Consider the following 25,987-nt stretch of genomic DNA (forward strand, 5'->3'; position numbering starts at 1 on the left):
CAAGGACTCACAGTCCAGGCGAGCAGAGTGCTCACCCACCAGCGCTACCAGAACCGAGCCTGCCAGACGACCGGCTCAGCACTCATTAGGCGAGCCGTCTTTACCGCGCGGTCAGGGTGGGGTGGCTTCGTCACGAGTCGTGCCACAGCTCTTGCTGCAGCTGGGAAGGGATGTCAAACGGACACGCTTTTCGTCCGTTTGACATCCCTTCCCAGCTGTGGCCCGCTCTTGGCTCGGCTCGTGACGAAGCCACCCCACCAACGCGCCCACCTACGCAACGCCACTCCGCCCAACGCAACAGGCGTGCCATCAACCCGCGCACGGCGTAGACCCCGGCTTTTGATCAGATTGGCGGGGTCTGGGGCGGAGCCCCAGGAATCAGCCGCCACACCAGCACGCACCCCAACCACCCACGAACACGAACCAGGCACCCGCCAACGAAACCGGGGGACGACCCACGAAACCGACGCGCCCACGCCGAAGGCGTCAGGCACTCTTCCGAGTGAGAACCCAAGCCCTCAACCCGAGCCCAGCCTTCAACACACCCCGGAACGGCGCCCAAACCACCCCGGCATGCCGATCAGCCAAGTACCGATAAGCACTCCGATGATGCTCCCTCAACATCCGATCCGAAGACCGGGCAGTCGAGTGCCCCCCGATGTGCACGACCTCGGCCTCAGGCACGTAGACGTTGACCCACCCAGCCGCACCGACACGTTCTCCGAGGTCAACGTCCTCGAAGTACATGAAGTACCGCTCGTCGAACCCGCCAACGGAGTCGAAAGCCTCACGCCGCATCAAGAAGCAGGACCCCGACAACCACCCGGCAGCCCGCTCGACGGGCGACTTCTCCTGCCGATAGGCCCGAGTCCAGGGGTTGGACTTCCAGACAGCCCCGAACAGGGCATGCCCAACCCCACGCCCGAGCGAGGGCAACAGCCGAGCAGACGGGTAGACCTCCCCAGAGGGTTCCCGGATCAAGGGCCCGAACATCCCGCCCCGAGGCCACCGCTCACCAGCGGCGATCAACGCGTCCACACTGCCGGGCGCGAACTCGATGTCAGGGTTGGAGATCAACACCCACCCGACGTCGGGCCCCAGAGCGGCGACGCCACGATTGGCCCCACCGCCGTATCCGAGGTTTCCCCCGGTGGACAGGAACGTCACATGATCCCGAGATGCGGCAACCTCCTCGGGAACCCCGTCGGTGGACCCGTTGTCGGCCAGGATCACCTGCACCGGCCGGGAAGTTGCCTTCGAAAGGGTGTCCACAAAGGGAGCCAGCGTCTCGCCCGGCGAGTACGTGACCGTCACGACACCAAGTCCGTCGCCGTAGTTCACGCGCGTCACCCTAGCGTCGCCCGGTCAGCCGCCGAAGCCGCACCAAGCCAGCACACCGAGCCGGTGCACCGAGGCGTCAGCGCCGGCGCCGCACCAACGCCGCGCGCCCGTAGGCCAGCCGGTGACGATCGGCACTGACCGCCCACGAGAAGTCCTTGGCCCGCTGCTGCCCGGAAGCCGCGAGCGAGGCCCGGCGAGCCGGGTCGTCCAGCAGGTCGGCGACGGCGGCGGCGATGTCACCGGCGCCGACACCGCAGTAGGCGACGGCCTCGCCGCCCACCTCGGGCAGCGACAGCCGGCGCGTCGTCAGAACACACGCGCCACAAGCCATGGCCTCCAGCACCGGCAGCCCGAAGCCCTCGCCCAAAGACGGATAGGCCACCAGCTCGGCACCGCCGAGGAAGCCGGCGAGCTGCTCGAACGGCAGGTAGCCGGCGCGGATCACGCGGATGCGGTGCGGGACGGAGTCCAGGGCGCGCTCCACCTGGCCGTCCCAGCCGGGCTGGCCGGCCAGCACCAGCGCGGGCGGGTCGGCTCGGCCCACCATCGCCTGGGCGAAGCCGCGGATCAGTGCCGGGACGTTCTTGCGGGGCTCCAGGGCCCCCAGGAACGCCACGTAAGGCGTGTCCCCCAAGGAGAGGGCTTTGCGCACCGCCAGGACCTCGTCCGGTGACGGCGGGTGGAAGCGTTCGGTGTCGACGCCGTGCTGGGCGATGTGCAGGACTCGGCGGTCGGCTCCGGCCACGCGGACCAGTTCGTCAGCCGTGGCCTGGGACGGGACCACGCACAGGTCCGCGCGTCTTAGGGACGCTCGGGTCCAGGTGCGGAAGAAGCGGGCCTTCACCGACGAGTGCAGCACCGGGTCGGTGAAGAACGTGGCGTCGTGCAGCGTCACGACCGAGGCGGCCTTGCCGGCCAACGGGAGTGTGTAGTGCGGTGAGTGCACCACGTCGATGCCCAGGGTCCGGATCAGGCGCGGCAGCGTCGTCTGTTCCCAGGCCAGGCGGGCCGTCCTGGTGGCGACGGCGTCAGCGGCCCTGATGATCCTGGCGTTCGGCGCGATCTTGGTGAACAGGTCCTCGTCGCGTGGCTGGCACACGACGGAGAGTCTGGCCCCGTCCGCGTCCAGTGCCGCGACGAGCGAATCCACGTAACGGCCGACGCCGCCCCGGTCTGCGGGGATCGCGGTGGCGTCGATCAACACGCTGGGTTCGACGGTGGGCACGATCAGCTAGCGTAATGTCATTTGCTTATGCGTTTAACGGGAATGCACTAATCCGGTCGTTAAGCGTGTGTGTCCCAGACACCCTGCGCCGTATTTTCCCAGGTGAACTCACTCGCGCGGGTGATTCCGGCCTCGACGGTGTGACGAGGATCGGCCAGGACGGCCCGCAGCCCTTCCGTCAACGAGGCCAGATCGCCGCGCCGCACGACGGTTCCGGCGCCTCCCGCGACCTCCACCAGAGCCGGGTCGTCGGAGTGCACGACGGGCACGCCGGCGGCCATCGCCTCCAGCACCGGCAGGCCGAAACCCTCGGCCAGACTGGGTGCGGCGAGCACGGTGGCGCCGGCCAGCACCGAGGCGAGCCGCTGGTCGGAGACCTTGCCCAGCAACGTCACGTGCGGCGCGCTCAGGTCGACGTCGCCCCAGCCCTGCTGGCCGATCACGACCAACGGCACGCGCAGCCGTTCGGTCGCCCGCACCAACAGCCCGAAGCCCTTGCGCGGCTCCACGGTGCCAATGGCGAGCACGTACGACGGGGGCAGGTCGTCTGCTGGCGGGGCGACGAGTCGCGTCACGCCGTTGGGCACCACGTGCACAGGAACCTCGACGCGCACGCACGCCGCCAACTGAGACGCGACGGCGTGCGTCGGCACGACCAGAGCGCGCGCCTCGCGTGCCGCCCGCGCGATCACCTTGCGGTGCCAGGCGACCCCACGCGGAGTCAAAGTCTCCGGATGCGTCCACGGCACCACGTCGTGCACGGTCACGACCGCGCCCGGCAGTGGGGCGAGTGGCGTCGGGGCGTGCACGTGCGGGCCGAGCTTCGGCGGAAGACCGCGCTCCCACAACGCCACCAGCGCCCGGCGCGGCACCCTGATCACGCGGTCGGCGCGGGACGTCGCCGCGGTCACCACGGACCAGCCGTCAGGAACGCTCTCCCCCAACGCCTTGAGCAACTCCGCCGTGTAGCGGCCGGTTCCGCCGGGGACCGGGGCGTTGAGTTGCTCGGTCAGCACTACTAGCTCGGGCACGTCGCGTACCGTCTCACGCCGTGTCGGCAGTCAGCACCGTGGTGGTCGTGACGTGGCGAGGCCGTGACCACATCACGGCGTGCCTGGACGCCCTCGCGGCCCAGAAAAGTCCACATAGGACGATCATCGTGGACAACGCGTCCGATGACGGCACTGCCGAGCTGATCAGCGGACATGAGGTCGTGCGGCTGCCGCGCAACCGCGGTTACGCGGGCGGTCTCGCGGCCGTTCTGGACATGGTCGACACCCAGTTCGTCGCGTGGCTCAACGATGACGCGGCGCCGGAGCCGTCGTGGCTCGCCGAGCTGGAGAGCGCTCTCAACGGCGAGCCCGGAGCGGCGGCCGCCACCTCGTCGATCTTGCTCACGGACGGCTCGACGCAGTCCGTCGGCGTGGCGCTGACCGCGGACGGCCACGGCAGGGATGTCGTGCTCGCCGGACGCGAGGTGTTCGGGTTCTGCGGCGGCGCGGCGCTGCTCAGGACCGACGAGCTCAGGGCCGTGGGCGGCGTCCCGGCGAGCTTCTTCTGCTACTACGAGGACACCGACACGGCCTGGCGGCTGCGGCTGGCCGGCCACCGGGTGATCTCGGTGGGACCGGCGCGGGTCAGGCACAAGCACGGCGCCAGCACGCGTCCCGGTTCGACGCTCTTCCACCGCTGGAACGAACGCAACCGCCTGCTGATGCTGCTGCGGTGCGCGCCCGCCGGGGTCGCGTTCACCCAGCTCGCCCGGTTCGCCGCGATCACCGCCGTGCTGCCGTTCCGCAAGAACGTCCCGGACGCCGCCAACTTCCGCCTCGGGCTCCGCGCTCAGGTCCTGGCCGAGGTGCTGCTCAGGCTCCCCGTCACGCTCGTCCAGCGCCTCAGAGTCAGGACCGAGGTCCCGCGCACGAGCGTCTGGCGGGACTGGGCCGGCCGCTGATGTCCCGCGGCGATGGAACCTCCTGCCGCCCACAGGCGTCCCCCGTGACGATGAACCTCTGGAAGCAGTCGTGAGGCGGCCGGCGCCACTCATCGTGATCGGGCTCGCCGCGGTCGCCGTCGCGGTCGTGCTGGGCGCCGTCGTGCCCGAGCAGTACGAGCTCGCGGTGCTGATGCCGTGCTGCCTGCTGTCGATCGCGTTCGCGTGGGGCGTCGGCAAGCTCGGGCCGGCGTGGCTCGTGCTGCCCGCGTTCATGGTCGTGATCCCCGGCACAGCGGTGCTGGTCGGTGACGGTCACCGCGCGTTGATGGACGTCCTCGCCACGCCCCAGACGTGCGTGATCACCAGCGTCGAGGACGTGCCGGGGCCGGACAACCCCGCGTACGCGCACCGCGTCACCTGCCCGGACGGCACCGAGCTGCGGATAGTCGTGCGGGGCGAGCAGGACAAGAAGATGCGGCCTGGCCCGGCCACGGTTCTGCGGCATCCGCTGATGCGGCCGTTGCTCGCCGAGCGCAACGACTGGTCCACCGAGTGGGTCTTCGGGGTCCCTCTTGCTGTCGTGTTGCTCCTGATCTGTGCAACCACACTGCGGGCGCGCAGAGTGATGAGGCAGGCTTAGCGCGTGGATCGAGTCTCGCTGCCCGTCGTGTCCGTCGTGGTCGTCAACTATCGCGGCGCGGAAGACACCGTGACCTGCGTGCGGGGGCTGGCCGAGGTGGACTACCCGGCCGAGCTGCTCCAGGTGATCGTCGTCGACAACGAGGCGCACGACACCGCACGGCTGAAGGCGGAACTGCCCGGCGTCGAGATCATCACCTCGGAGAAGAACCTCGGCTTCGCGGGCGGCTGCAACCTCGGCGTCGACCACGCCACTGGCGGGGTGCTCGCGTTCCTCAACAACGACGCGCGCGCGGACCGGAACTGGATCAAGGCCGCGATCAGGGTGTTCCACTCCGAACCGGCGGTCGGCGCGGTCGCGAGCAAGGTCCTCGACTGGGACGGCGAGAAGATCGACTTCGTCGACGGCGGGCTGACCTGGTTCGGCATGGGCTACAAGCGGCACGCCGGCCAGGACGACGACGGCAGCCACGACGGCCCGAAGGACGTGCTGTTCGCCACCGGCTCGGCGATGTTCGTCCGCACCGACCTCTACAAGAAGCTCGGCGGGTTCGACGAGCGGTTCTTCATGTTCTACGAGGACGTCGACCTCGGCTGGCGGCTGAACCTGCGCGGCTGGCGGGTCCGCTACGAACCGGCGTCGCTCACGTTCCACCGCCACCACGCGTCGATGAGCTCGATCCACGAGAGCCGCGAGTTGTACCTGCTGGAACGCAACGCGCTCATGTCGCTGTACAAGAACTTCTCCGACGAGACGCTGGCGAAGGTGCTGCCGGCCGCGCTCGCGCTGTGCGTGCGCCGGGCGACGGCCCGCGGTGAGATCGACCCCACGCAGCTGGAGATCACCCGCCGCCCCGCCGACCCCGCGCAGGACCGCGAGCCGGTCGGGATGTCCCGCCAGTCGCTCGCGGGGTTCCTCGCGATCGACCAGTTCGTCGAGCTGATGCCGTCGCTGGCCAAGTCCCGGGGGATCGAGCAGGCCGCGCGCCGGATGTCGGACACCGACCTGGTTCCGTTGATGCGCAAGGCTCTCGAACCGGCCTATCCCCTGCCGCGCTATCTCGCCGCGCACGACATCCTCGTGGACGTCCTCGGCATCGACGACGTGTTCGGCAGGCCCCGCAAGATCCTGGTGATCACCGGCGACGCGATCTCGGACCGGATGGCCGGCCCCGCGATCCGCGCCTGGCACATGGCCGACGTGCTGTCCGGCGAGCACCAGGTGCGCCTCGTCACGACGAACCCGCTGTGCGCGCCGCCCGACGCCCCGTTCGGCGTCGAGCGTGCCCGGCCGAAGGAACTGCCGCCGCACGTCGCGTGGGCGGACGTGGTCGTGCTGCAGGGCCACGCGCTCGAGATGGTCGGCGAGCTGAAGAAGGAGTCGTCGACCAAGATCGTGGTCTGCGACATGTACGACCCGATGCACCTGGAACTGCTGGAACAGGGCAAGGACAAGGCCGACGACAAGCGCGCCCTCGACCTCGCCGCCGTCACCAAGGTGCTGAACACGCAGCTCGAACGCGGCGACTTCTTCCTGTGCGCGTCGGAACGGCAGCGGCACTTCTGGCTCGGCCACCTGGCCGCGCTCGGCCGGTTGACGCCGACGTTGTACGACAACGACCCCACGACGCAGTCACTGCTCGGGATCGTCCCCTTCGGACTGTCGGGCAAGCCGCCGCAGCGCACCGGCCCGGCGATCAAGGGCGTCGTGCCGGGCGTCACGGACGCGGAAAAGGTCGTGATCTGGGCCGGTGGCGTCTACAGCTGGTTCGACCCGCTGTCGCTGATCGAGGCGATGGACCACCTGCGCAGGCGGCAGCCGTCCGCGAAGCTGTACTTCCTCGGCATGAAGCACCCGAATCCCGAGGTCCCGGACATGGACATCGCCGGCCAGACGCGGGCGCTATCCGCACAGTTGGGGCTGACCGGCGAGACCGTGTTCTTCAACGACGGCTGGGTGCCGTACAACGACCGGCAGAACTGGCTGCTCGACGCGAACTGCGGTGTCACCACGCACTACGAGCACGTGGAGACCACGTTCGCGTTCCGCACTCGGGTGCTCGACTACCTGTGGGCGGGCCTGCCGATCGTCACCACGTCCGGCGACTCGTTCGCGGACCTGGTGGAGCGCGAGGGTTTGGGCGTCGTCGTGCCGCCGGAGAACCCGGAGGCACTGGCCGACGCGCTGGAGAAGGTGCTCTACGACGAGGAGTTCGCGGCCGCGTGCCGTGAGCGCATCGCCGTCGTCCGCGAACGGTTCACCTGGGAGACGGCACTCGCGCCGCTGGCCGAGTTCTGCCGCAACCCCAGGCCCGCCGCGGACCGTCTGCCCGGCTCGGCCCCCATGGTGCGCACACCGGGGCTCAGCACGACGGACAAGGTGAAGCGGGACCTGCACCTGGTGCGCGAGTACCTGGACGCGGGTGGCCCGACCGAGTTGGCCAAGCGGGCGACGGGGCGTCTGCGGAAAATCGCGCGTGGTGGCAGGTAAATGGCGAGATCCCCGAAACCCCTCAAGGTGCTGCTCGACGGCACCCCTCTGCTAGGACATCGCACCGGAATCGGCCGCTACACCTCGGCGCTGGCCGAAGAACTGGCGTCGATGACGGACGACGTCGACGTACGGGCCGTGGCGTTCACGCTGCGCGGCTGGCGTGCGTTGCGCACCGTTCTCCCGCACGACGTGACCGCGCGCGGCCTGCCCGTCTCGGCACGGGCGCTGCGCGAACTGTGGCTGCGCGGCCCGTTCCCGCCGGTCGAGATGCTGGCCGGGTTCACCGACGTCATGCACGCCACGAACTTCGTGCTGCCGCCGACGATCCGGGCCGGCAAGGTCGTCACGATCCACGACCTGGCGTTCCTGGACGCGCCCGGCGACCTCCCGCCGTCGGACCGCCGGCTGCCCGAACTCGTCCGGCTGTCGGCTCAGCGCGCGGACGTGATCTGCACGCCGACCGCGGCCGTCGCCTCGGTCGTCGCGGACCGGTTCTCGGTGCCGCTGGAGAAGATCGTGGTGACGCCGCTGGGCGTCGACCCCGCCTGGTTCGCCTCGCGGCCGCCGTCGCCGACGTTGCGCGGACGGCTGGGTCTGGGCTCGGAGTACCTGCTGTTCGTGGGTGCGGCCGGGCCGCGCAAGGGCCTCGAGTACCTGATCAAGGCGCACGCGTCCGATCCGTCGCTGCCGCCGCTGGTGATCGTCGGGCCCGGCCGGTCCGGTGTGGAGGGCCGGGTGCTGCGGACCGGCTACCTGTCCGACGTGCACCTGCGTTCGGTGGTGGCCGGGGCGACGGCGCTGGTGCTGCCGTCGCGGGACGAGGGCTTTGGACTGCCCGTGCTGGAAGCATTGGCCTGCAACGTTCCTGTGGTGTGCTCGGACGTGCCCGCGTTGCGCGAGGTCGCCGGTGGGCACGCGCTGCACGTACCGGTCGGGGACGTCGAGGCACTGGCCCACGGGCTGGCTCAGGCCGTCGCGGCGCCGACCACTCCGGAGGCGCAGTCCGAACGGCGTGCGCACGCGTCCGGGTTCACCTGGCGGCGGTGCGCGGAGAAGACGGTCGAGGCGTACCGGCGGAGCAAGGCCTGAAGTGCGTCTGCAAGTACTACCGGCTCGCGGTCGGTGGTACTTGCAGACGCCCCAACGACTTCACCGAGAGCGCGGCCTCGGCGAACGCTTGTCGAGCTGGCTCATCGACACCTGACGCGAGCCCGTGACAACGGCAACGCATTTCAGGAAGCGTTGCCGATCGGAATCCGTTGTCACGGGACGCTGAGGTGTGCGCCCGGAATCGAACATGCCGAACAGGCTCCCGTACTTGGGACTACCGTGCCAGACCGGTCACCCCAATGGCGCAGCACCGGCACGAGGAGCTACCACCCCGGCGCGGACTGCCTCCGAAAGGGCGCTTCGCCAGTGCGGCAACGGGCGTAGTCCCGCCGCTGCCCACGCGGCACCCGACAGCACCGAGTAGGCGGGTCGCGGGGCCGGGCGCGGGAAGTCCGCCGTGGTGCAGGGCTGGACGCGCGCGGGATCGGCGCCGAGCTCCTCGAAAACGGCCTGTGCGAAACGGAACCAGGTGGTTTCACCGCCGCCGGTAGCGTGCAGCAGACGCGTCTCGGGCAGAACCGAGGCCAGCTCGAGAAGTCCGGCCGCGAGGTCGTGCGACCACGTCGGCGAACCGGCCTGATCATCCACAACGGACAGAGATGGTCGCGAGGATTCCAGCGCTGCCATGGTCTTCACGAAGTTCGAGCCTTGCACGCCGTACACCCACGAGGTGCGCACGACGTAGCCGCCCGCCTCCAGCACTCGGCGTTCGCCTTCGAGTTTTGTGCGGCCGTAAGCGGACTTCGGATCGACCGGGTCAGAAGTCTCGTAGGGCCGCGTGCCATCGCCGGCGAACACGTAGTCCGTCGAGACGTGGATCATCGGAATGCCAAGGGAAGCGCACGCCTGTGCAAGCAGACCAGGGCCGACGGCGTTGACCGCGAACGCGCGGTCCTCGTCGGTCTCGGCGGCGTCGACGGCGGTGTACGCGGCGCAGTTGATCACCGCGGAGGCACCGGCCAGGTCCGCGGCCACGACCTTCGTCACGTCCAGTTCAGCGGAGGACACCGCGCGGACGTCGGCGGACAGGGCGGCGAGGTCGTGGCCGAGCTGGCCACGACCACCGGGAACGAGGATCACCTTCTCAGCCCTTCGCCAGCGCCGCGCGCTCCTTGAGCGGCTCCCACCAGGCGCGGTTCTCGCGGTACCAGTCGACCGTGTCGGAGAGACCGACGGTGAAGTCGACCTGCGGCGCGTAGCCCAGTTCGGAGGCGATCTTGGAGATGTCGACCGAGTAGCGGCGGTCGTGGCCCAAGCGGTCCTGCACCGGTTCGACGGCCGACCAGTCGCGGCCCGTCGCCTCCAGCAGCTTCTCGGTCAGCTCGCGGTTGGTGAGCTCGGTGCCGCCGCCGATGTTGTAGATCTCCCCCGGCCGGCCGCCCTCGGCGACGAGCTGGATGCCGCGGCAGTGGTCGGCCACGTGCAGCCAGTCGCGCACGTTCAGGCCGTCGCCGTAGAGAGGCACCTTCCCGCCGTCGATCAAATTGGTGACGAAGAGCGGAATCACCTTTTCGGGGAACTGATACGGCCCGTAATTGTTCGAACACCGAGTGATGCTCACGGGCAGTCCGTGAGTGCGGTGGAACGCACGCGCCAACAGGTCGGAAGAGGCCTTGGAGGCCGAGTACGGGGAGTTCGGTTCGAGGATGTGCGTCTCGGTCCAGGAGCCGTCCTCGATCGAGCCGTAGACCTCGTCCGTCGAAACGTGCACGAACCGGCCCACGCCCGCGTTGAGGGCGCCCTGCAGCAGCGTCTGCGTACCCAGGACGTTCGTGAGCACGAAGTCCGCCGATCCGGTGATGGACCGGTCCACGTGCGATTCGGCCGCGAAGTGCACGACGACGTCGATGCCGCGCATCTGCTCGGCGACCACGTCCGCGTCGCAGATGTCGCCACGCACGAACTCGAACTTGCCCGCGACCGGCGCGAGGTTGGTCTCGCTACCCGCGTAGGTGAGCTTGTCGAGCACCACCACTTCGGCACCGGCGAACGCCGGGTAGGACCCGCTCACCAACTCCCGCACGTAGTGCGAGCCGATGAACCCGGCCCCACCTGTCACCAGTACGCGCATGCCATTTCCTCCCGTGGTGTTCCCCGCTCGCAGTCTGTCACGTACCTAATCGCTGCAACCCACAGCAACGTCACGTCGTCTGACTTATAAAAGAACTAAGCTCGCGGTGTGGGGGAGGAAACGGCTGTGGAAGGCAGAACTCTGCCGGTCAGGGTGGTGAGCACCCGGCCGCATGGGGCCTTTCGCGCTTTCCTGATGACGGGGAAGATCTTCGTCGCGCTCGTCTCGGCCGCTGTGCTTCTCGTCACGTCGTACGGCTGGAACAAGCTGCGCACGACGAACGACGGCATCGTCAAGACCGAGGTCATCTCCGAGGAACTCGCCAAGCAGGGGCCCAAGCCGCTCGACGGCGCGGTCGACATCCTGCTGGTCGGCATCGACAGCCGCACCGACGCGCAGGGCAACCCGCTGTCGGAGGAGGTGCTGGCCATGCTCAACGGCGGCGTCGCCGACGGCGAGCAGAACACCGACACCATGATCCTCGTGCACATCCCGGTCGACGGCACCCGCGCGGTCGCGATCTCGTTCCCCCGCGACTCCTACGTCGAGATGGCGGACGGGTTCGGCAAGCACAAGCTCAACTCGGCGTTCGCGCGCCAGCGCAACACCGTCGACCAGCAGCTGCGCTCACAGGGCGTGACGGACGAGGCGCGGATCCGCACCGAGTCGATGGCCGCCGGCCGCAAGACGCTGATCAAGACGATCGAGGGCCTCTCCGGCAACCAGGTGCGGATCGACCGTTACGCCGAGGTCAACCTGGCGAGCTTTTACGAGGTCACCAAGGCCATCGGCGGCGTCGAGGTGTGTCTGAAGGAGCCGACCTCCGACCGCGACTCCGGCGCGAACTTCAAGGCGGGCCAGCAGACGATCGAGGGCGCTGCCGCGCTGTCGTTCGTGCGGCAGCGCAAGAACCTGCCCGGCGGCGACCTCGACCGGATCGTGCGCCAGCAGGTGTTCATCGGCGCCCTCGCGAAGAAGGTGCTGTCGACCGGCACGCTGACGGACACGGACAAGCTCAACGGGCTGGTCGAGGCCGTGCAGAAGTCGGTGATCCTCAGTTCCGGCTGGGACATCACCACGTTCGCCGAGCAGATGCAGGGCCTCGTGGGCGGCAACTTCCAGTTCAAGACCATTCCGGTGGGCGACCCGACGGACACCTACGGTGACGGCAACGTGCTGCCGGTGAACCCCGCGCAGGTGCGCAGGTTCCTCACCGACCTGGCCGCGGAGAAGGACACGACGAGCAAGGCCCCGACGACGACCACCAGCCTCCCCGCGCCGCCGAACTCCTCGATCACCGTGCAGGTCTTCAACGCCGCGGGCATCCAGGGTCTCGCGTCGCAGGTGATGAACACGTTGGCGGCCAAGGGTTTCCAGCGCGGTCCCGTGGCGTCGGCGCCGCAGAACAGCGACACCACCGTCGTGCGGTACGCGACCGGCGAAGAGGGCTCCGCGCGCAAGGTCGCGGCGGAACTCGGCCCGAACGTCGGCGTCGAAGAGGACGCGACCGTCCGAAAGGGACAGATCCAGGTCTTCGTCGGCGGCGACTACCAGGCGCAGGGCGACGACTCGGAGGACATCGACCCCCAGGGCGTTCCCGGCACGTCGACGGCCGCCAGCTCGAGCAGCACCCCGCCGATCACGGCGGGCGGACTGGTCTGCGTGAACTGAAAGCCCCGGCGTAACGCGCTTGCGATAGTTACGCTGAGCACGCAGAACCAGCACACGAAGGGCCGACCGTTGAGCACTGCCGCACGCGCGAAGAAAACCGCACGGGTCATCGGCCGTGTGGTGATCGCGCTTGTCGCCGTGGTGACGCTGGCGTTCTCCGGCTACTTCTGGACCGCGCTGCGGCTGGTGAAGCAGAACACCAACACCACGCAGATCCTCCAGGTGCTGGAGGACATCCCGAACTCGCCGCCCGTCGAGGACGGCGCGATGGACGTCCTGCTGGTGGGCAGCGACAGCCGGACGGACGCGCAGGGCCGGCCGCTTCCCGCCGACGTGCTGCGCAAGTTGCGCACCGAGGGCACGGACACGGTGAACACGGACACGATCATCGTGATGCGCGTGCCCCGCAACGGCGGCAAGGTGAGCGCCATCTCGATTCCACGCGACACGTACGTCCCGATCGCCGGCTACCGCGAGGACAAGATCAATTCCGCGTACGGCGCGGTGAAGTACCTGACTGCGGAACGGTTGCAGGCCGAGGGCGTGAGCGACCAGCAGGAGCGCGAGCGCAGGTCGGACGAGGCGGGACGCAAGGCGCTGGTGCAGGCCGTGCAGGACCTGACGGGAATGCGCGTCGACCACTACGCCGAGATCAACCTCTACGGCTTCTACCTGCTGACCGAGGTGATCGGCGGCGTGCAGGTGTGCCTGAAGGCCGGCACGTCGGACCCGAACTCCGGCGCGAACTTCCGCGCGGGCCCGCAGACGATCTCGGGCGGTGACGCGTTGTCGTTCGTGCGGCAGCGGAACATGCCCGGAGGTGACCTGGGGCGGATCGCGCGCCAGCAGGTGTTCATGTCGCAGGCGATGAAGCAGCTGCTGTCCGCGGGCACGTTCACCGATCCGGCGAAGATGAGCGGGCTGCTCGACGCGGTGTCGAAGTCCGTCGTCGTGGACCAGAACCTCGACCTCGCGACGCTGGCGGCGCAGGCGCAGGGCCTCGCGTCGGGCAACGTGGAGTTCGCCACGATCCCGGTGACGAGCATCGACGGCCGCAACGAACGCGGGCAGAGCATCGTGACGGTCGACCGCGAGGCGGTGAAGGCGTGGGTGGCGCAGCTGATCGGCGAGACCCCGAAGCCCGTTCCCTCGTCGACGACCCCGAGTACGCCCGCGCGGTTCGGCCCTGAAAAGCTGCTCTCGCTGGACGGCGCGCACGCTGCCGCAGCGCGCCAGGATGTGCCGTGCGTCGACTAGGGAGTACCGCGTGAGCGTGACCGAGATCCTCTTCACGCCGTTGCTGAAGGCCGATCCGGGTCGTCCGCTGATCACGCACTACGACGACGCGGCGAACACGCGGATCGAACTCTCGCGCGCGACCGTGAAGAACTGGGCCGCGAAGACGGCGAACTGGCTGCGTGACGAGCACGACGTCGAACCGGGTGACTCGGTCGCGGTGCTGCTGCCCGCGCACTGGCAGACCGTGGGCCTGCTGCTCGGCGCCTGGTGGTGCGGCGCCCGTGTGGTCGGCGCCGGCTCCGACGCCAAGGTGGCCGTGGTGCCGCCCGGCGGTACTGCCGACGCGGACGTCGTGGCCGTGGCCTCGTTGCATCCCATGGGTTTGGGCTCCGGCGCCCCCGTCGACTACGCCGACGACGTGCGCGCGCACGGCGACGACTTCATGCCGTGGGAGCCGATCGCGGGCTCCACGCCCGCACTGGGCGAGTCCACTGTGGATGAGGTGGTCGCTCAGGCACGCGAGTTCGGCGCGAAGCTCGGCTCCGAGCCGCGCGTGCTGTCCACTCTGGAGTGGGACTCCACTTCCGCTGTGCTGGAAGGCTTTCTGGCCGTACTCGCGGCCGGCGGCTCACTGGTGCAGGTGAGCAATCCCGACGCGGGCCGGTTGGCCGCGCGCCGGGAGAGCGAGAAGGTCACGCAGCTGCTGGGTTGAGCACCTTGTTGTTCTTGAACAGCACGCGGTCCAACGAGTAGGCACCACCGTTGAAGCCGAGTGCGAGGGCGGCCGCGCCGAGCACGATGACCAGTTCGGCGCCACCCTCGCCGAGCAGGCCGTTCGGCAGGTGCACGAGGACCCAGGCGCCGAGCATGTCGACGGCGAGCAGCACGCCGACGACCGGCAGCGCCACACCGGCGATCAGCGCGAGGCCACCGGCGAACTCGACCGACGCGGCGAACCACGCGGACAGCGTCGGCAGCGGCACGCCCATCTTGTCGAACGAGCCAGCGGTACCCGCCATGCCGAACTCGGTGAACTTCTGCCAGCCGTGCGCGACGAACACGATGCCGACGGCGATGCGCCCGATGAGTGCGGCGATGTCCTTGACCATGTTGCTTGCTCCCCGATCCTGTCGTTCAGCTGTAGGTCGTTCAGCCTCGAACCAAAACTAGTGCAGATTTGAACGACCTCATGATTTCGACAGGAATCCAACAGCGAGTCCTTAGGTTCGCTGGTCCCGCTACTTCTTGAGCGTCAGACCGGCGCCCTCGGCGTTGGTCAGGATCAGCGAGGAGCGGTTGATCTTGTAGGTGAACTCTCCCTTCCCCAACGCCTCCGTGACGGCCGTCTCCACCTCGTTCACCTCGCCGCATCCCTTGTCGGTGATGGGCCCGAGCGCGACCTTGATCGTCTGGCCGGTCAGTTCGTACGGCAGTTCCCCGCCGTTGAAGTTGCAGCCGGTGTCCACGGCCACGGTGCCGTTCTTGAAGGAGATCGTGGCCTTCACGCCCGCGGGCACGGACGAGACGGCGTCGCGCTTGACGAGTCCGTCGACGGTCCAGGTGCCCTCCAGGGTGGCGGGCTGTTCCGTCGCGAGCACGATCTCGGTATCCGCCCCGGTGAGCACGAGGTTGGTGCCGTCGAGCTTCCAGGACGGTGTGGCGCGGAGCAGGTTCGACAGCCACTCGTCCTGTTGGTGCAACTCGGGTTTCGGGCAGCCCATCGCGGTCATGGCGAGGTCGGCGACGGAGAGCTTGCCGTCGTCGAGCTTCACCGGGCTCTGCATCTGGTTGCAGCCGGCGCTCGCGATCAACCGGTCGTCGTCGGTGAATCTCAGTTCCACCCTCGTGCCCTCGACCAGGGCGCGCGGCTTGCCCTGTTCGGTGACGGAGGACGAGACGTACACCTTGCCCCGCAGGTTCGCGCCCTGCCCCGCGGAGGGACTCGTGCAGGCGGTGGCGGCCAGCATCAGGACGGCGAGGGCGATTCGGGTGCTCATGCGAGTAGGACGGAACGTCGTGGCCCTGTGGTTGCCCGAAGGCCGGGAGCGGGATTTCCGCGCCCGGCCAACGGAGAATTCGATGTCACGGGGACAGCGACTCAGCGAAGTCGTAGAGGCTCTTGATGTCGTTGTCGAAGTACGGCCCGTCCATCTGGCTCGCGTCGGCGTGCCGATGGCTGACCACACTGTTGATGTAGCCCAGCCCGTTCTGGTCGTTGTACTCCTGCAGCCACGGTCCGCCGGACGATCCGCCGGTCATGTTGCACCAGGCCCGCACCTGCTGGCTGTGGCCGTTCCAGGTCGTGCCCTGGCAGAAGTACTGCAGCTCACCGGTGAACGGCGCACCCGCGGGGTAGCCGAGGATCGTGACGGACACCGAGTAGCCCCAGTTCCAGCGCAACCCGTTGCCGCCCACGACGTTCGCGATCGAACTGCCGCCAAGGGTCTGCATGATGACGATGCCCATGTCCTCGTCACTGTTGCTGGAGTTGATCCAGGCAGTGCGAGACGTGAGCTGGTAGGCACTCCACGTGCCGAAGGGGCGCGCGCCGTTGCGGTAGCGAGGCACGAACACCCAGTTGCTCATCCACTGGCCGCCGGCACCGCCGTGCACGCAGTGCCCCGCCGTCTGGACCAGCTTCCTCTTGGCGCTGCTCACGGTCGCGCCGGAGCAGACGTAGTTCAGGCCGTTGGCCGGGTTGGTGAAGTACACCTTTCCGACCGTGGCCGACTCGTTGAGCATCGTCCCGATGCCCTGCGCCTGCTCGGTCTTGACCTTCACCGAGGGTGCGACCCCTTCGATGCTGCCCGCACGACCCGAGGGCTGGTGTGGGGAAGCGGCCTGAACCGTGGCGGGAGCCTGAGCCGGGATCGCGGTGGCCATGCGCTCCGGAGTCCAGTACGCCTCGGCCGCGGCGGCCGACTGGATCTTGTTGTCGGAGGTTCTGGCCAGGCTGGCAGCGCTGCCGTTCGGTGCCGCCTGCGCGGTCGGCACGAGCACGGAAGCAGCCAGCAAAAATCCGAACGCTAATGAAACAGTTCTTTTCGCTCTCATTCGAAATACCTCACTAAACGAGGTTCACTTGCGGCTTTTCGAACGTAGCGACGCCTCTGACCTGGTGTCCAGGCATATCTTGAAGTTGCTCTGTTCAGCCCCGCTTCCATTCCATGCCTGCCAGAAAAAGGTCCATCCGGGTCATTTCTTCGACCGATGTGCCCGATTGGAAAGCGCTATCCAGACAGTCGATCTTGAACTTGGGGGTTGACAGACCGCACGCTCGTCGCTGTACTTAACCCAGTGGTTAGATAACCAAGTGGTTAGGTACGAGATGGACCAGCTGAGCGCCACCTTCGCCGCACTGGCGGACCCGACCCGCCGGGCGATCCTCGCGCGGCTCACCGAGGGCCCGGCAACGGTGAAGGAGCTCTCCGAGCCGTTCGACATCAGCGGCCCGGCGATCTCCAAACACCTGCGCGTGCTGGAGAAGGCAGGCCTGATCACCCGCGGCAGGGAAGCCCAGTGGCGTCCCTGCCAGCTCGACGCGACACCGCTGAAGGAGGTCGCCGTGTGGGCTGAGAACTACCGCCGCTTCTGGGATGCGAGCTACTCGCGCCTGGACGCACTCTTGACCGAGATGAAGGAGAACGAGAAATGACCACGGTGAAGTTCGGCACGACCGTCACCCTCCCGTCCGACACCGAGATCGCGATGTCGCGCTCGTTCGACGCGCCCGCTTCGTTGGTGTGGAAGGCTTTCACCACACCGTCGCTGCTGCGCCAGTGGCTGCTCGGCCCCGACGGCTGGGAGATGCCGATCTGCGAGGTCGACCTGCGCGTGGGCGGCAAGTGGCGTTACGGCTGGGCGCAGCCGGACGGTTCGGCCGCGTTCGAGATGCACGGGGAGTACACGGAGGTCACGCCGCATTCGCGGATCGTCAACACGGAGATCTTCGAGGACAACCCGCCGGCCGTGACCGTGGTGGAGTTCGTCGAGGTGGACGGTCAGACGACGATGACCACCACCATGCGACTGGTGTCGCAGGAGGCCCGGGACGCGGTGCTGGCGTCCGGCATGTCCGACGGCGCGGGGCGTTCGTACGAGCGGCTGGGCGAGATCCTGGCCACGCTGTGACCCGTTCGGCGGAGTAATGCGGGCGGCGATCTGGGCGATGCTCCGCGTGACCGGTCACGCGGAGGGTTGCCATGAACTCGCTACTGCTGCTGCTACCGGCGATCCTCGTACTGGCCGCCATCGGCGTGTACGGCTGGCGAAACGCCTCGAAGACCGCCCGCCGCGCCGAGCACAAGAGCGCGACCGCCGTCGAGGCCGCCAAGCTGGCGATCGTCACCGCGACCACCCACGAGCCCCCGGCCGACCTGGAACAGGGACGCATCCGCACGTTCCTGATGCTCGACGAGAGCTCGATCATGAGCATGTACGGCCAAACCCCGCAGGCCGCCGCCGAGGCACGCCTCCGCGAGGTCGAACGCGGCACGTCACGCGAGGGTTCGCTGGGCCTTCGTGGTTCGCTGGTCGAGGCGGGCGGCAGGCGTTCGGGCAGCGAGACCGTGCGGGAGACGTTCGAAGCGGAGACGAACGCCGCCCGCGCGCTCGACGTGGTGCTGCGACACCTGGTCGCCCGCGACGAGCTGGTGCAGCTGGACCTGACCGCCGGGGGAACCGTTTCGGGTTCCCCGCAGGGCTACGTGAAGGTCAAGGCGTCGTACCGGATCGCGTTGGGAGACAACGACATCGCCGTTTCCGGTCCCGGTATCGCCTTCACCGTGCCGCGCTCACGGGTGCCGGCCTCCGCTGCGGCCGTCTTCGTGGACGGCTCGACCATCACCGCCATCTGCTTCGGGCGTGCGGTGCGCCGGGAATCGTCCACAATGGTCGTTCTGCCGACAGCCCTCTACCTTGCTTGAGGTTGGTGGACCGTAATCACCTTTGGTGACAACGGTTCCCCCGGTCGGGGACACTGGGGCGTGGTTACGTTCGGGCGCATGGGACGTTTCCTCGTGGCTCTGTCCGTCATGCTCGGCTTCGCCGTGCTGTCCGCTCCGCTCGCCCACGCCGCTCCGGGCTCGCGCTGGGAAGTCGTGCCGTGCGCTGCCGGTTCGAAGGCTCTGTGGCTGCCGCGCGTGGACAAGTTCGGCACCGATTTGTCGTGCACGACCGAGGAAGCTCGGTCCGCGGCGGTGAAGGCGGCCGTGGACAGCGGGAGTCCGACGCGGATGATGAACGTCGCCATCGCGTTCGGGCAGCAGCTCGCCGACAAGTCGCTCACGCCGGAGTCGCCCTGCGTGCTTGGGGCGAAGGGAGCCGTCGGCGAGGCGATCGGCACGTGCGTGGCCGCCTGACTCGACAATGATCGGCCTGGAGGACGAGCCTCCAGGCCGATCACAGGGTCGTTGACCTAGCCGTTGAGCACGGCGCGCGACATCACGACGCGCTGGATCTGGTTCGTGCCCTCGTAGATCTGCGTGATCTTCGCGTCCCGCATCATCCGCTCGACCGGGAAGTCGCGCGTGTAGCCGGCGCCGCCGAAGAGCTGCACCGCGTCCGTGGTGACCTCCATGGCCACGTCGGAGGCGAAGCACTTGGCGGCTGCGGTGATGAAGCCGATGTTCGGCTCGCCGCGTTCTGCCTTGGCTGCGGCGACGTAGACCATGTGGCGGGCCGCCTCGATCTTCATCGCCATGTCGGCGAGCATGAACTGGACGCCCTGGAAGTCCGAAATGGACTTGCCGAACTGCTTGCGGTCCTTGACGTACGCGACCGCGGCTTCGAGGGCGCCCTGCGCGATGCCGACGGCCTGGGCGCCGATGGTCGGGCGGGTGTGGTCCAACGTCTTCAGAGCCGTCTTGAGGCCCGTGCCCGGCTCGCCGATGATCCGGTTCGCGGGGATGGTGCAGTTCTCGAAGTAGATCTCGCGGGTCGGCGAGCCCTTGATGCCGAGCTTGCGCTCCTTCGGGCCCACCGAGAAGCCCTCGTCGTCCTTGTGCACGACGAACGCCGAGATGCCGGCGGACTTCTTCGCGGCGTTGGGGTCCGTCACGGCCATGACGGTGTACCAGGTGGACTCGCCGGCGTTGGTGATCCAGCACTTGGTGCCGTTGAGCACCCAGTGGTCACCGTCGAGCACGGCCCTGGTCCGCATCGAGGCCGTGTCGGAGCCTGCCTCGCGCTCGGACAGAGCGTAGGAGGCCATGGCCTCGCCCGAGGCGATGGACGGCATGACGAGCTGCTTCAGTTCCTCGGACGCCGAGAGGAGGATCGGCATGGTGCCGAGCTTGTTCACGGCCGGGATCAGCGAGGACGACGCGCAGACGCGGGCCACTTCCTCGATGACGATGCAGGTGGCGACGGAGTCCGCGCCCTGGCCGTCGTAGGTCTCCGGCACGTGGACGGCCGCGAAGCCTGCCTTGACCAGGGCGTTGTGGGCCTCTACCGGGAAGCGCTCGTTCTCGTCGACCTCGGCCGCGTACGGCTTGATCTCCTTCTCGGCGAGCGAGCGGACGGCCTCTCGCAGCGCCTCGTGCTCCTCGGCGAGCTGATAGGTGCCGAAGCTCGGGTTCACCTTGTTACCTCCCGGTAGCGAGTACTCGTGCACGATGTTAGCGCCCGTTCACGTCGGGCGCCGCTGTGCTGTTGAGCACTCAGAGGGACTTCTGCAGCGCCGCGTCCTTGTCTAGTACGAGCTGCTCGAGTTCTGCCTGGAAGCGGGCCATGCGTTCCTGCAGTGCGACGTCCGAGGCGGCCAGCACGCGGACGGCCAGCAGGCCCGCGTTGCGCGCACCACCGACTGAGACGGTGGCGACCGGGACGCCCGCGGGCATCTGCACGATCGAGAGCAGCGAGTCCATGCCGTCGAGGTACTTCAACGGGACGGGCACGCCGATGACCGGGAGCACCGTGGCGGAGGCGACCATGCCGGGCAGGTGGGCGGCGCCGCCGGCACCCGCGATGATCACGCGCAGACCACGTGAGGCGGCCGAACCGGCGTAGTCGAGCATGCGCTGCGGGGTGCGGTGGGCGGAGACGACGCTCACCTCGAACGGCACGTCGAACTCGGCGAGCGCTTCGGTGGCCGCCTTCATCACCGGCCAGTCCGAGTCGCTGCCCATGATCACGCCAACCTGAGTCACTCCGCACTCCGCTTCTCGCCGTGAATGTCGTATCCGTCTGACCAAACGCCCGTGGACAGCCACTGAGCGGCAAGCTGCGCGCGGTGGCGGACCTCGGTCATGTCGTTGCCGAGGAACGTCACGTGCCCGACCTTGCGGCCCGGCCGTTCCTCCTTGCCGTACAGGTGCACGTGCGCGTCCGGGAACCGGGCGAACAGGTGGTGCACGCGCTCGTCCGGGCCCATCGCGGGCACGTCGGAAGCCCCGAGGACGTTCGCCATCACGACGGCCGGCGCCATCAGGTCGGTGCGGCCGAGCGGGTAGTCCAGGACGGCGCGCAGGTGCTGTTCGAACTGCGACGTGCGCGCGCCCTCGATCGACCAGTGGCCGGAGTTGTGCGGGCGCATCGCTAGCTCGTTCACGACCACGCCGTCCGCGGTCTCGAACAGCTCGACGGCCAGCACACCCACGACGCCCAGCGCGTCGGCGACCTTCAGCGCCAGTTCCTGGGCCTCGGCGCCGTCCAGAGCGAGGGCCGGCGCGAGGACCTCGACGCAGATGCCGTCGGACTGCACGGTCTCGACCACCGGCCACGCCGCGCCCTGCCCGAACGGCGAGCGCGCCACGACGGCCGCCAGTTCGCGGCGCATCGGCACGCACTGCTCGACCATCAGCGGCATCCCGGCCTCCAGCAGCTCGGGGACGACCCGCTCGGCGCTCTGCGGGGTGTTCAGCATCCACACGCCGCGCCCGTCGTAGCCGCCGCGGATCGCCTTCAGCACGCACGGCCAGCCGTGGGCCGCGCCGAACTTCTGCACGTCGCGGACCTCGTGCACCTCGGCGAACGGCGGCACCGGCAGTCCCAGCTCGGCCAGCCGCACCCGCATCTTGAGCTTGTCCTGCGCGTACTGCAGCGCGTCCGGACCGGGGTGCACCTTCACACCCTCGGCGACGAGCGCGCGCAGATGCTCCTGCGGCACGTGCTCGTGGTCGAACGTGACGACCTCGCAGCCCTTCGCGAACGCGCGCAACGCGTCGAGGTCGGTGTGCGTGCCGAGCACCACGTCCCGCGCGACGAGGGCGGCGGGGTCGTTCTCGGAGACTGCGAGCACGCGCAGCGACTGTCCCAGTGGGATCGCGGCCTGGTGCGTCATGCGGGCGAGCTGCCCGCCGCCGATCATTCCGACGACGGGGAGACGGGTACGAGAGTCCACGGTTCAGGCATTCTACCTGCGGCTTCTCGCGCGCTCACCAGCAGATCCAGCCTCTGCGCGGTGAGGCTGCCCTCGGGTGCGACGTGGATCACGAGCCGCTGGTCGTGCTCGGGCGCGCCGAGCACCTCGCAGTCGAACTCCAGCAGGCCCGCGACCGGGTGCCGCAGTCGTTTGCGGGCCGAGCGGCGCACCGCCACGTCGTGCTCCGCCCACAGCCGGGCGAACTGCGGGCTCGCCATCAGCTCGTCGACCAACGGCCGCATGGCCGGGCGCCGGGCCAGGGTCGCGCGCAGATCGGCGACGTGGGAGCGGGCGACATCCTCGCGGTCCTCCTCGGGCACCCAGCTCTCGCCGCCCAGGAAGAACGCCCTGAGCAGGTTGCGGCCGACGACGTCCCCGAACACCAGCTCGGCGCGCGGGGTCGCGGCGAGCACGTCGCCGAGGTCGGAGATCACCACCGCCAGGTCGTCACGCAGCCGGTCGAGCAGCAGCCGGACAGCGGGCCGGATCGACGTCGACGCGGGCTCCTCCGGGACCGCCTCGCCCGCCAGCCGGAACAGGTGCGCGCACTCGTCGGCGTCGAGTTCCAACGCGCGGGCGATGCCGTTCAGGACCGACACGGACGGATGCGGCCCACGGGCCTGTTCGAGGCGCGAGTAGTAGTCGACGGACACGCCCGCGGCGACCGCGACCTCTTCACGACGACGTCCCGGCGTGCGTCGCCGTCCGGTGCCCACCGGCGCCATCCGCTCACGACGGCTGCGCAGGAAGTCCGCCATTTCTCGCATGCCCTCCACGGTAGCCAGGACCGGACTGTCCCTGGCTGCACGCACGACGCCGGCCGACGCTGGATCACATGAAGATCGCAATGACGGGCTCGACCGGACGGGTCGGCAGCAGGCTCCTCCCCCGGCTGCGGGAGCAGGACCACGACGTGCGCACCCTGGCCGGGAGGCTCGAAGACACCGATGCGGTGGAGGAACTGGTCGACGGCGTGGACGCCGTGGTGCACGTGGCGGCTGCTCTCCGCACAAGCACCGACTTCGAAGGCGTGAACGTCCACGGCACGCGGAAGCTCGCCGAACTGAGCGAGAAGGTGCCGCTGTTCGTCCATATCAGCACGAACCTCGTGTACCCCAAGGGACTAGGCCGGCCCGCGACCGAGACCGACCCCGCGAACCCGGCCGAGGAGTTCGGCGACTACCCCCGCACCAAGGCTCTCGGCGAACAGGCCGTCCTCGGCGCGAGAGAGGCCACGATCCTCCGGCTCGCCTTCGTCTACGGCGACGGCGATCCGCACCTCCAGGAATCGCTGCGCTGGGCGGCGACGTGGCCAGGACATCAGCGACTTCACCTGGTGCACCACGAAGACGTGGCACAGGCGGTCGGCAAGGTCCTCGGCACCGGCGAGAGCGGGATCTTCAACATCGCCGACGACAACCCGGTCACGGCCGTGGAACTGCACCTGCTGAACGGCCTCACCCCCAAAGAGGCCGTTCAGCAGGACTTCGACCCGTGGCACGGGATCGTGTCGACCAACCACGCCCAGCGGGTGCTCGGCTTCCGCCCGCGCTACCCCTCTGCCTTGGCGGCGGCGGTGTCCGGCTCGCTCTGATCACCCGGAGCGGGATCGGACTCGGGCTCGGGCTCTGCCACGGGCTCAGGCTCGGGCTCGGGCTCGGGCTCGGGCTCGGAGGACTTCTCCACGGCGGGCGTGGGCTCGGGCTCGGAGGCCTTCTCCACGTCCGGCGTGGGCTCGGGCACCGGCGGACCGAGGCGGCGGTGCGCACGGGAGGGCTTCCACCCGCCGCCGTTGCGCATCAGCCGGAAGACCACGGCCAGCAAGCCCACCGTGATCAGCGCGCACACCAGGAACTCGGCGATCTGGAACCACACCATGCGCTCGATCGGCTGGTAATCGACGTACGTGCCGATGGCGGCGTTCACACGGCGCATGCAGCTGGTCTCGTTGACGGGCGTCATGCAGTCGCCCCGGGCGGGCACCGGTTGCAGGTCGGACCCGGCGTAGCCGTGGCCGAGCTCCAAGCCTCGTTCGGGCACTACCGGTGTGTCCTCCCAACGGGCGATCACGCGTGCCGGTGGCCAGTAGAAGGGACGCACCAACACGGCCAGGACGATGCGCACGACCACGAAGAGCACGATCGTCACCGCGATCGCCGTCACGACGTTCCTGCTCAACAGACCGATGAGCACGCCGAGCGCGAGCCCGAGCGCGGCGTAACCGATCTGCACGAGCGAGTTGGCCTCGAAGCTGTTCCACGTCCGCACGGAACCGAAGTAGCCGTCGCCGTTGCCGATCAGCCCGGCCAGCAGCACGGCCAGGCCACCGAACACGATCAGCTTGCCGCGCAACCACTGCACGGCCGTGACGTCCTGACCCCACGCCACGAAGTAGGTGCGTTCCTCCAGTTCGCGGGCGATCAGCGGAGCACCCCAGAACGCACCGACCAACGCACCGAACGCGGTCTGCACGATCAGGGCGTAGAAGCCGCCGAGCGGCATCGAGGACTCGGCGAACGCGAGCGCCTCGATCGACCACAGGCTCCAGATGGCGATCAGCGCGACGGTCCCGACGCCGGAGATGGCCCAGCGGTGCTGGCGCCAGGTCAGCCAGATGAGTGAGTTCAGGTTCACAGGTCACGCTCCAGGTGCGCCACGACCAGTTCCTCCAGCGTCACGTACCGGGCTGTCCAGGGTTCGTCGATCCGCTGGCCGCCCGATCTCACCAGGAACGACGACTGGGCCCTGCCGTGCTTCGCCAGCACCACGTGCCCCTCCACGGGTGACTTCGAGGCGTGCGGACCGGTGTAGAGGACGTGCTCTTCCAGCAGTTCGTCGGCGTCGCCGTCCACCAGCAGCCGGCCGCGCGACAGCACCAGCAACCGGTCGGCCACACCCGCGATCTCCCCCACGGCGTGCGTGGAGAAGATCAGCGTCATGCTCTTGTCGTTGACCTCGGTCAGCAACTCCCGCATGACCTTCCGGCGCGCCAGCGGATCCAGTTCGGCCAGCGGCTCGTCCAGCATCAGGACGTCCGGGCGGGACCCCAGCGCCAGCGCGAGCACCACGTGCGTGCGCTCACCACCGGACAGGTCCTCGATCTGGAGCTTGCGCGGGATCCGGAACCGGTTGAGCCACTGCTCGGCCCGGTCGTGATCCCAGACGGTGTTCATGCGGCGGCCGAACTCCAGCACGTCCGCGACCCTGAACGACTTGTACATGGGCTTGTGCTGGGGCACGTACGCCACCCGGCCCGCGATCGACGTGTGGCCCGATTCCGGCATCAGCTGCCCGGCCAGCACGTTGAGCAGCGTCGTCTTGCCGGAGCCGTTGGCTCCCACCATCGCCGTGACGCTGCCCGGCGGTAGTTCGAACGAGACGTCCCGTAAAGCCCACTTCGACACTTCGGCCGCAACGACGCTCATTGCGCTCCCCCACTCAGCACTTCGCGCACCAGCGCGTCGATGTCCTCGTCCTCCAACCCGGCGGAGCGTGCCTCCGCGACCCATGCGGCGAGCTTGGCGCGCAACGGGTCCAGGTCCTCGGGGGCGGCGGACCCCAGGGACCCTGTGACGAAGGTGCCGGAGCCCTGACGGGCTTCGACGAGGCCGGCGAGTTCGAGCTCGCGGTAGGCCTTGAGCACGGTGTTCGCGTTCACGCCGCTCGTGGCGACGACGTCGCGGACCGTCGGCAGCCGATCACCCGGCTGCAACCAGCCGAGCCTCAGGGCCTCCCTGACCTGCCTGCCGAGTTGCAGGTAGGCGGGAAGACCACTGCCGCGGTCAACGTGGAACTCGACCACGCACGCTCCCAGATTGTTCTAGTGAACTAGCACAATAGAACACTTCTCGGAGCGTTGGGAAGCCACCCCGGTGGGGACACGGGGAGCCCGTGGGCGC

At 68.8% G+C, this 25,987-nt stretch carries 27 protein-coding genes; 12 read left to right on the forward strand and 15 right to left on the reverse strand.

Going from position 1 to position 25,987, the window contains the following annotated elements; translation table 11 throughout:
• Positions 1-486 precede the first annotated feature (486 nt).
• The 3 genes from ACIRG5_RS35915 to ACIRG5_RS35925 form a co-directional block, all read right to left on the reverse strand.
• Positions 487-1,341 (reverse strand): glycosyltransferase family 2 protein, encoded by an 855-nt coding sequence (locus tag ACIRG5_RS35915; protein ID WP_402913352.1) that lies wholly within the window; start codon positions 1,339-1,341, stop codon positions 487-489.
• 76 nt (positions 1,342-1,417) lie between these two features.
• Positions 1,418-2,545 (reverse strand): glycosyltransferase family 4 protein, encoded by a 1,128-nt coding sequence (locus ACIRG5_RS35920; protein WP_402913963.1) that lies wholly within the window; start codon positions 2,543-2,545, stop codon positions 1,418-1,420.
• A gap of 80 nt (positions 2,546-2,625) precedes the next feature.
• Positions 2,626-3,597, reverse strand: a complete 972-nt coding sequence (locus tag ACIRG5_RS35925; RefSeq protein WP_402913355.1) for a glycosyltransferase family 4 protein — start codon at positions 3,595-3,597, stop codon at positions 2,626-2,628.
• 20 nt (positions 3,598-3,617) lie between these two features.
• Between ACIRG5_RS35925 and ACIRG5_RS35930 the strand changes: the two genes are divergently transcribed.
• The 4 genes from ACIRG5_RS35930 to ACIRG5_RS35945 all read left to right on the forward strand — a co-directional run bounded on the left by ACIRG5_RS35930 (position 3,618) and on the right by ACIRG5_RS35945 (position 8,724).
• On the forward strand, positions 3,618-4,520 hold the full coding sequence (locus ACIRG5_RS35930) for a glycosyltransferase family 2 protein (protein WP_402913357.1): 903 nt from the start codon (positions 3,618-3,620) through the stop codon (positions 4,518-4,520).
• 70 nt (positions 4,521-4,590) lie between these two features.
• Entirely contained in the window at positions 4,591-5,142 is a 552-nt protein-coding gene (locus tag ACIRG5_RS35935; RefSeq protein ID WP_402913360.1) for a hypothetical protein, read from the forward strand.
• 3 nt (positions 5,143-5,145) lie between these two features.
• Positions 5,146-7,632, forward strand: coding sequence for a glycosyltransferase (locus ACIRG5_RS35940; protein WP_402913363.1), 2,487 nt, complete (start codon positions 5,146-5,148; stop codon positions 7,630-7,632).
• Positions 7,633-8,724, forward strand: coding sequence for a glycosyltransferase family 4 protein (locus ACIRG5_RS35945; protein WP_402913366.1), 1,092 nt, complete (start codon positions 7,633-7,635; stop codon positions 8,722-8,724). It abuts the gene before it with no gap.
• A gap of 252 nt (positions 8,725-8,976) precedes the next feature.
• Here the strand turns inward: ACIRG5_RS35945 and rfbD are convergent, their stop codons facing one another.
• Both rfbD and rfbB read right to left on the reverse strand, forming a co-directional pair.
• Positions 8,977-9,825, reverse strand: a complete 849-nt coding sequence (rfbD, locus tag ACIRG5_RS35950; protein WP_402913369.1) for a dTDP-4-dehydrorhamnose reductase — start codon at positions 9,823-9,825, stop codon at positions 8,977-8,979.
• 4 nt (positions 9,826-9,829) lie between these two features.
• Positions 9,830-10,816: a dTDP-glucose 4,6-dehydratase gene (gene rfbB / locus ACIRG5_RS35955; protein ID WP_402913372.1), complete on the reverse strand. Its 987-nt coding sequence runs from the start codon at positions 10,814-10,816 to the stop codon at positions 9,830-9,832.
• 195 nt (positions 10,817-11,011) lie between these two features.
• On the opposite strand from rfbB, the gene ACIRG5_RS35960 reads away from it, so the two are divergent.
• From ACIRG5_RS35960 to ACIRG5_RS35970, 3 genes are all read left to right on the forward strand, one after another.
• On the forward strand, positions 11,012-12,487 hold the full coding sequence (locus ACIRG5_RS35960) for an LCP family protein (RefSeq protein WP_402913374.1): 1,476 nt from the start codon (positions 11,012-11,014) through the stop codon (positions 12,485-12,487).
• A 69-nt stretch (positions 12,488-12,556) separates the two neighbouring features.
• Complete coding sequence (locus tag ACIRG5_RS35965) at positions 12,557-13,744, forward strand: LCP family protein (protein ID WP_402913376.1); 1,188 nt, start codon at positions 12,557-12,559, stop codon at positions 13,742-13,744.
• Positions 13,745-13,754: 10 nt separating this feature from the next.
• On the forward strand, positions 13,755-14,438 hold the full coding sequence (locus ACIRG5_RS35970; RefSeq protein WP_402913379.1) for a TIGR03089 family protein: 684 nt from the start codon (positions 13,755-13,757) through the stop codon (positions 14,436-14,438).
• Here ACIRG5_RS35970 and ACIRG5_RS35975 read toward each other — a convergent pair.
• From ACIRG5_RS35975 to ACIRG5_RS35985, 3 genes are all read right to left on the reverse strand, one after another.
• Positions 14,419-14,835, reverse strand: a complete 417-nt coding sequence (locus tag ACIRG5_RS35975) for a DoxX family protein (protein ID WP_402913381.1) — start codon at positions 14,833-14,835, stop codon at positions 14,419-14,421. The two genes, ACIRG5_RS35970 and ACIRG5_RS35975, sit on opposite strands and share 20 nt — an antisense overlap.
• 129 nt (positions 14,836-14,964) lie before the next feature.
• Complete coding sequence (locus ACIRG5_RS35980) at positions 14,965-15,723, reverse strand: META domain-containing protein (RefSeq protein ID WP_402913384.1); 759 nt, start codon at positions 15,721-15,723, stop codon at positions 14,965-14,967.
• Positions 15,724-15,808: 85 nt separating this feature from the next.
• Entirely contained in the window at positions 15,809-16,741 is a 933-nt protein-coding gene (locus tag ACIRG5_RS35985) for a trypsin-like serine peptidase (protein WP_402913387.1), read from the reverse strand.
• A 313-nt stretch (positions 16,742-17,054) separates the two neighbouring features.
• Between ACIRG5_RS35985 and ACIRG5_RS35990 the strand changes: the two genes are divergently transcribed.
• From ACIRG5_RS35990 to ACIRG5_RS36005, 4 genes are all read left to right on the forward strand, one after another.
• A complete protein-coding gene (locus tag ACIRG5_RS35990) occupies positions 17,055-17,381 on the forward strand; it encodes a metalloregulator ArsR/SmtB family transcription factor (RefSeq protein WP_330278314.1) in 327 nt (108 codons plus the stop codon).
• Positions 17,378-17,857 carry an SRPBCC family protein gene (locus ACIRG5_RS35995; RefSeq protein ID WP_402913391.1) on the forward strand — a complete coding sequence of 160 codons (480 nt, stop codon included), beginning with the start codon at positions 17,378-17,380 and terminating at the stop codon, positions 17,855-17,857. The genes ACIRG5_RS35990 and ACIRG5_RS35995 overlap by 4 nt, the downstream gene beginning before the upstream one ends.
• Positions 17,858-17,928: 71 nt before the next feature.
• Positions 17,929-18,651, forward strand: coding sequence for a hypothetical protein (locus ACIRG5_RS36000; RefSeq protein WP_402913394.1), 723 nt, complete (start codon positions 17,929-17,931; stop codon positions 18,649-18,651).
• Between the two features lie 78 nt (positions 18,652-18,729).
• Entirely contained in the window at positions 18,730-19,086 is a 357-nt protein-coding gene (locus ACIRG5_RS36005; protein ID WP_402913397.1) for a hypothetical protein, read from the forward strand.
• Between the two features lie 56 nt (positions 19,087-19,142).
• On the opposite strand, the gene ACIRG5_RS36010 is transcribed toward ACIRG5_RS36005, so the two are convergent.
• The 4 genes from ACIRG5_RS36010 to ACIRG5_RS36025 all read right to left on the reverse strand — a co-directional run bounded on the left by ACIRG5_RS36010 (position 19,143) and on the right by ACIRG5_RS36025 (position 22,855).
• Positions 19,143-20,306, reverse strand: a complete 1,164-nt coding sequence (locus ACIRG5_RS36010; protein ID WP_402913399.1) for an acyl-CoA dehydrogenase — start codon at positions 20,304-20,306, stop codon at positions 19,143-19,145.
• Between the two features lie 79 nt (positions 20,307-20,385).
• Positions 20,386-20,874, reverse strand: a complete 489-nt coding sequence (purE, locus tag ACIRG5_RS36015; RefSeq protein WP_319975146.1) for a 5-(carboxyamino)imidazole ribonucleotide mutase — start codon at positions 20,872-20,874, stop codon at positions 20,386-20,388.
• Complete coding sequence (locus ACIRG5_RS36020; protein ID WP_402913402.1) at positions 20,871-22,067, reverse strand: 5-(carboxyamino)imidazole ribonucleotide synthase; 1,197 nt, start codon at positions 22,065-22,067, stop codon at positions 20,871-20,873. The genes purE and ACIRG5_RS36020 overlap by 4 nt, the downstream gene beginning before the upstream one ends.
• Positions 22,031-22,855, reverse strand: coding sequence for a helix-turn-helix domain-containing protein (locus tag ACIRG5_RS36025; protein ID WP_402913405.1), 825 nt, complete (start codon positions 22,853-22,855; stop codon positions 22,031-22,033). Before ACIRG5_RS36025 ends, ACIRG5_RS36020 begins: the two co-directional genes overlap by 37 nt.
• A 68-nt stretch (positions 22,856-22,923) precedes the next feature.
• Here ACIRG5_RS36025 and ACIRG5_RS36030 point away from each other — a divergent pair, with 68 nt between their 5' ends.
• Positions 22,924-23,682 (forward strand): NAD-dependent epimerase/dehydratase family protein, encoded by a 759-nt coding sequence (locus ACIRG5_RS36030; RefSeq protein ID WP_402913408.1) that lies wholly within the window; start codon positions 22,924-22,926, stop codon positions 23,680-23,682.
• Here the strand turns inward: ACIRG5_RS36030 and ACIRG5_RS36035 are convergent.
• The 3 genes from ACIRG5_RS36035 to ACIRG5_RS36045 are packed head-to-tail and all read right to left on the reverse strand — an operon-like array spanning position 23,640 to position 25,890.
• Positions 23,640-24,722 (reverse strand): hypothetical protein, encoded by a 1,083-nt coding sequence (locus ACIRG5_RS36035; protein ID WP_402913410.1) that lies wholly within the window; start codon positions 24,720-24,722, stop codon positions 23,640-23,642. The genes ACIRG5_RS36030 and ACIRG5_RS36035 overlap by 43 nt on opposite strands.
• The gene (locus tag ACIRG5_RS36040; RefSeq protein WP_402913412.1) at positions 24,719-25,513 is read right to left on the reverse strand and encodes an ABC transporter ATP-binding protein; all 795 of its coding nucleotides are present in this window, start codon (positions 25,511-25,513) and stop codon (positions 24,719-24,721) included. The genes ACIRG5_RS36035 and ACIRG5_RS36040 overlap by 4 nt, the downstream gene beginning before the upstream one ends.
• Positions 25,510-25,890, reverse strand: a complete 381-nt coding sequence (locus ACIRG5_RS36045) for a GntR family transcriptional regulator (RefSeq protein ID WP_319975142.1) — start codon at positions 25,888-25,890, stop codon at positions 25,510-25,512. The genes ACIRG5_RS36040 and ACIRG5_RS36045 overlap by 4 nt, the downstream gene beginning before the upstream one ends.
• Positions 25,891-25,987 lie beyond the last annotated feature (97 nt).

Source organism: Lentzea sp. NPDC102401, assembly GCF_044765805.1.
GTDB lineage: Bacteria > Actinomycetota > Actinomycetes > Mycobacteriales > Pseudonocardiaceae > Lentzea > Lentzea sokolovensis.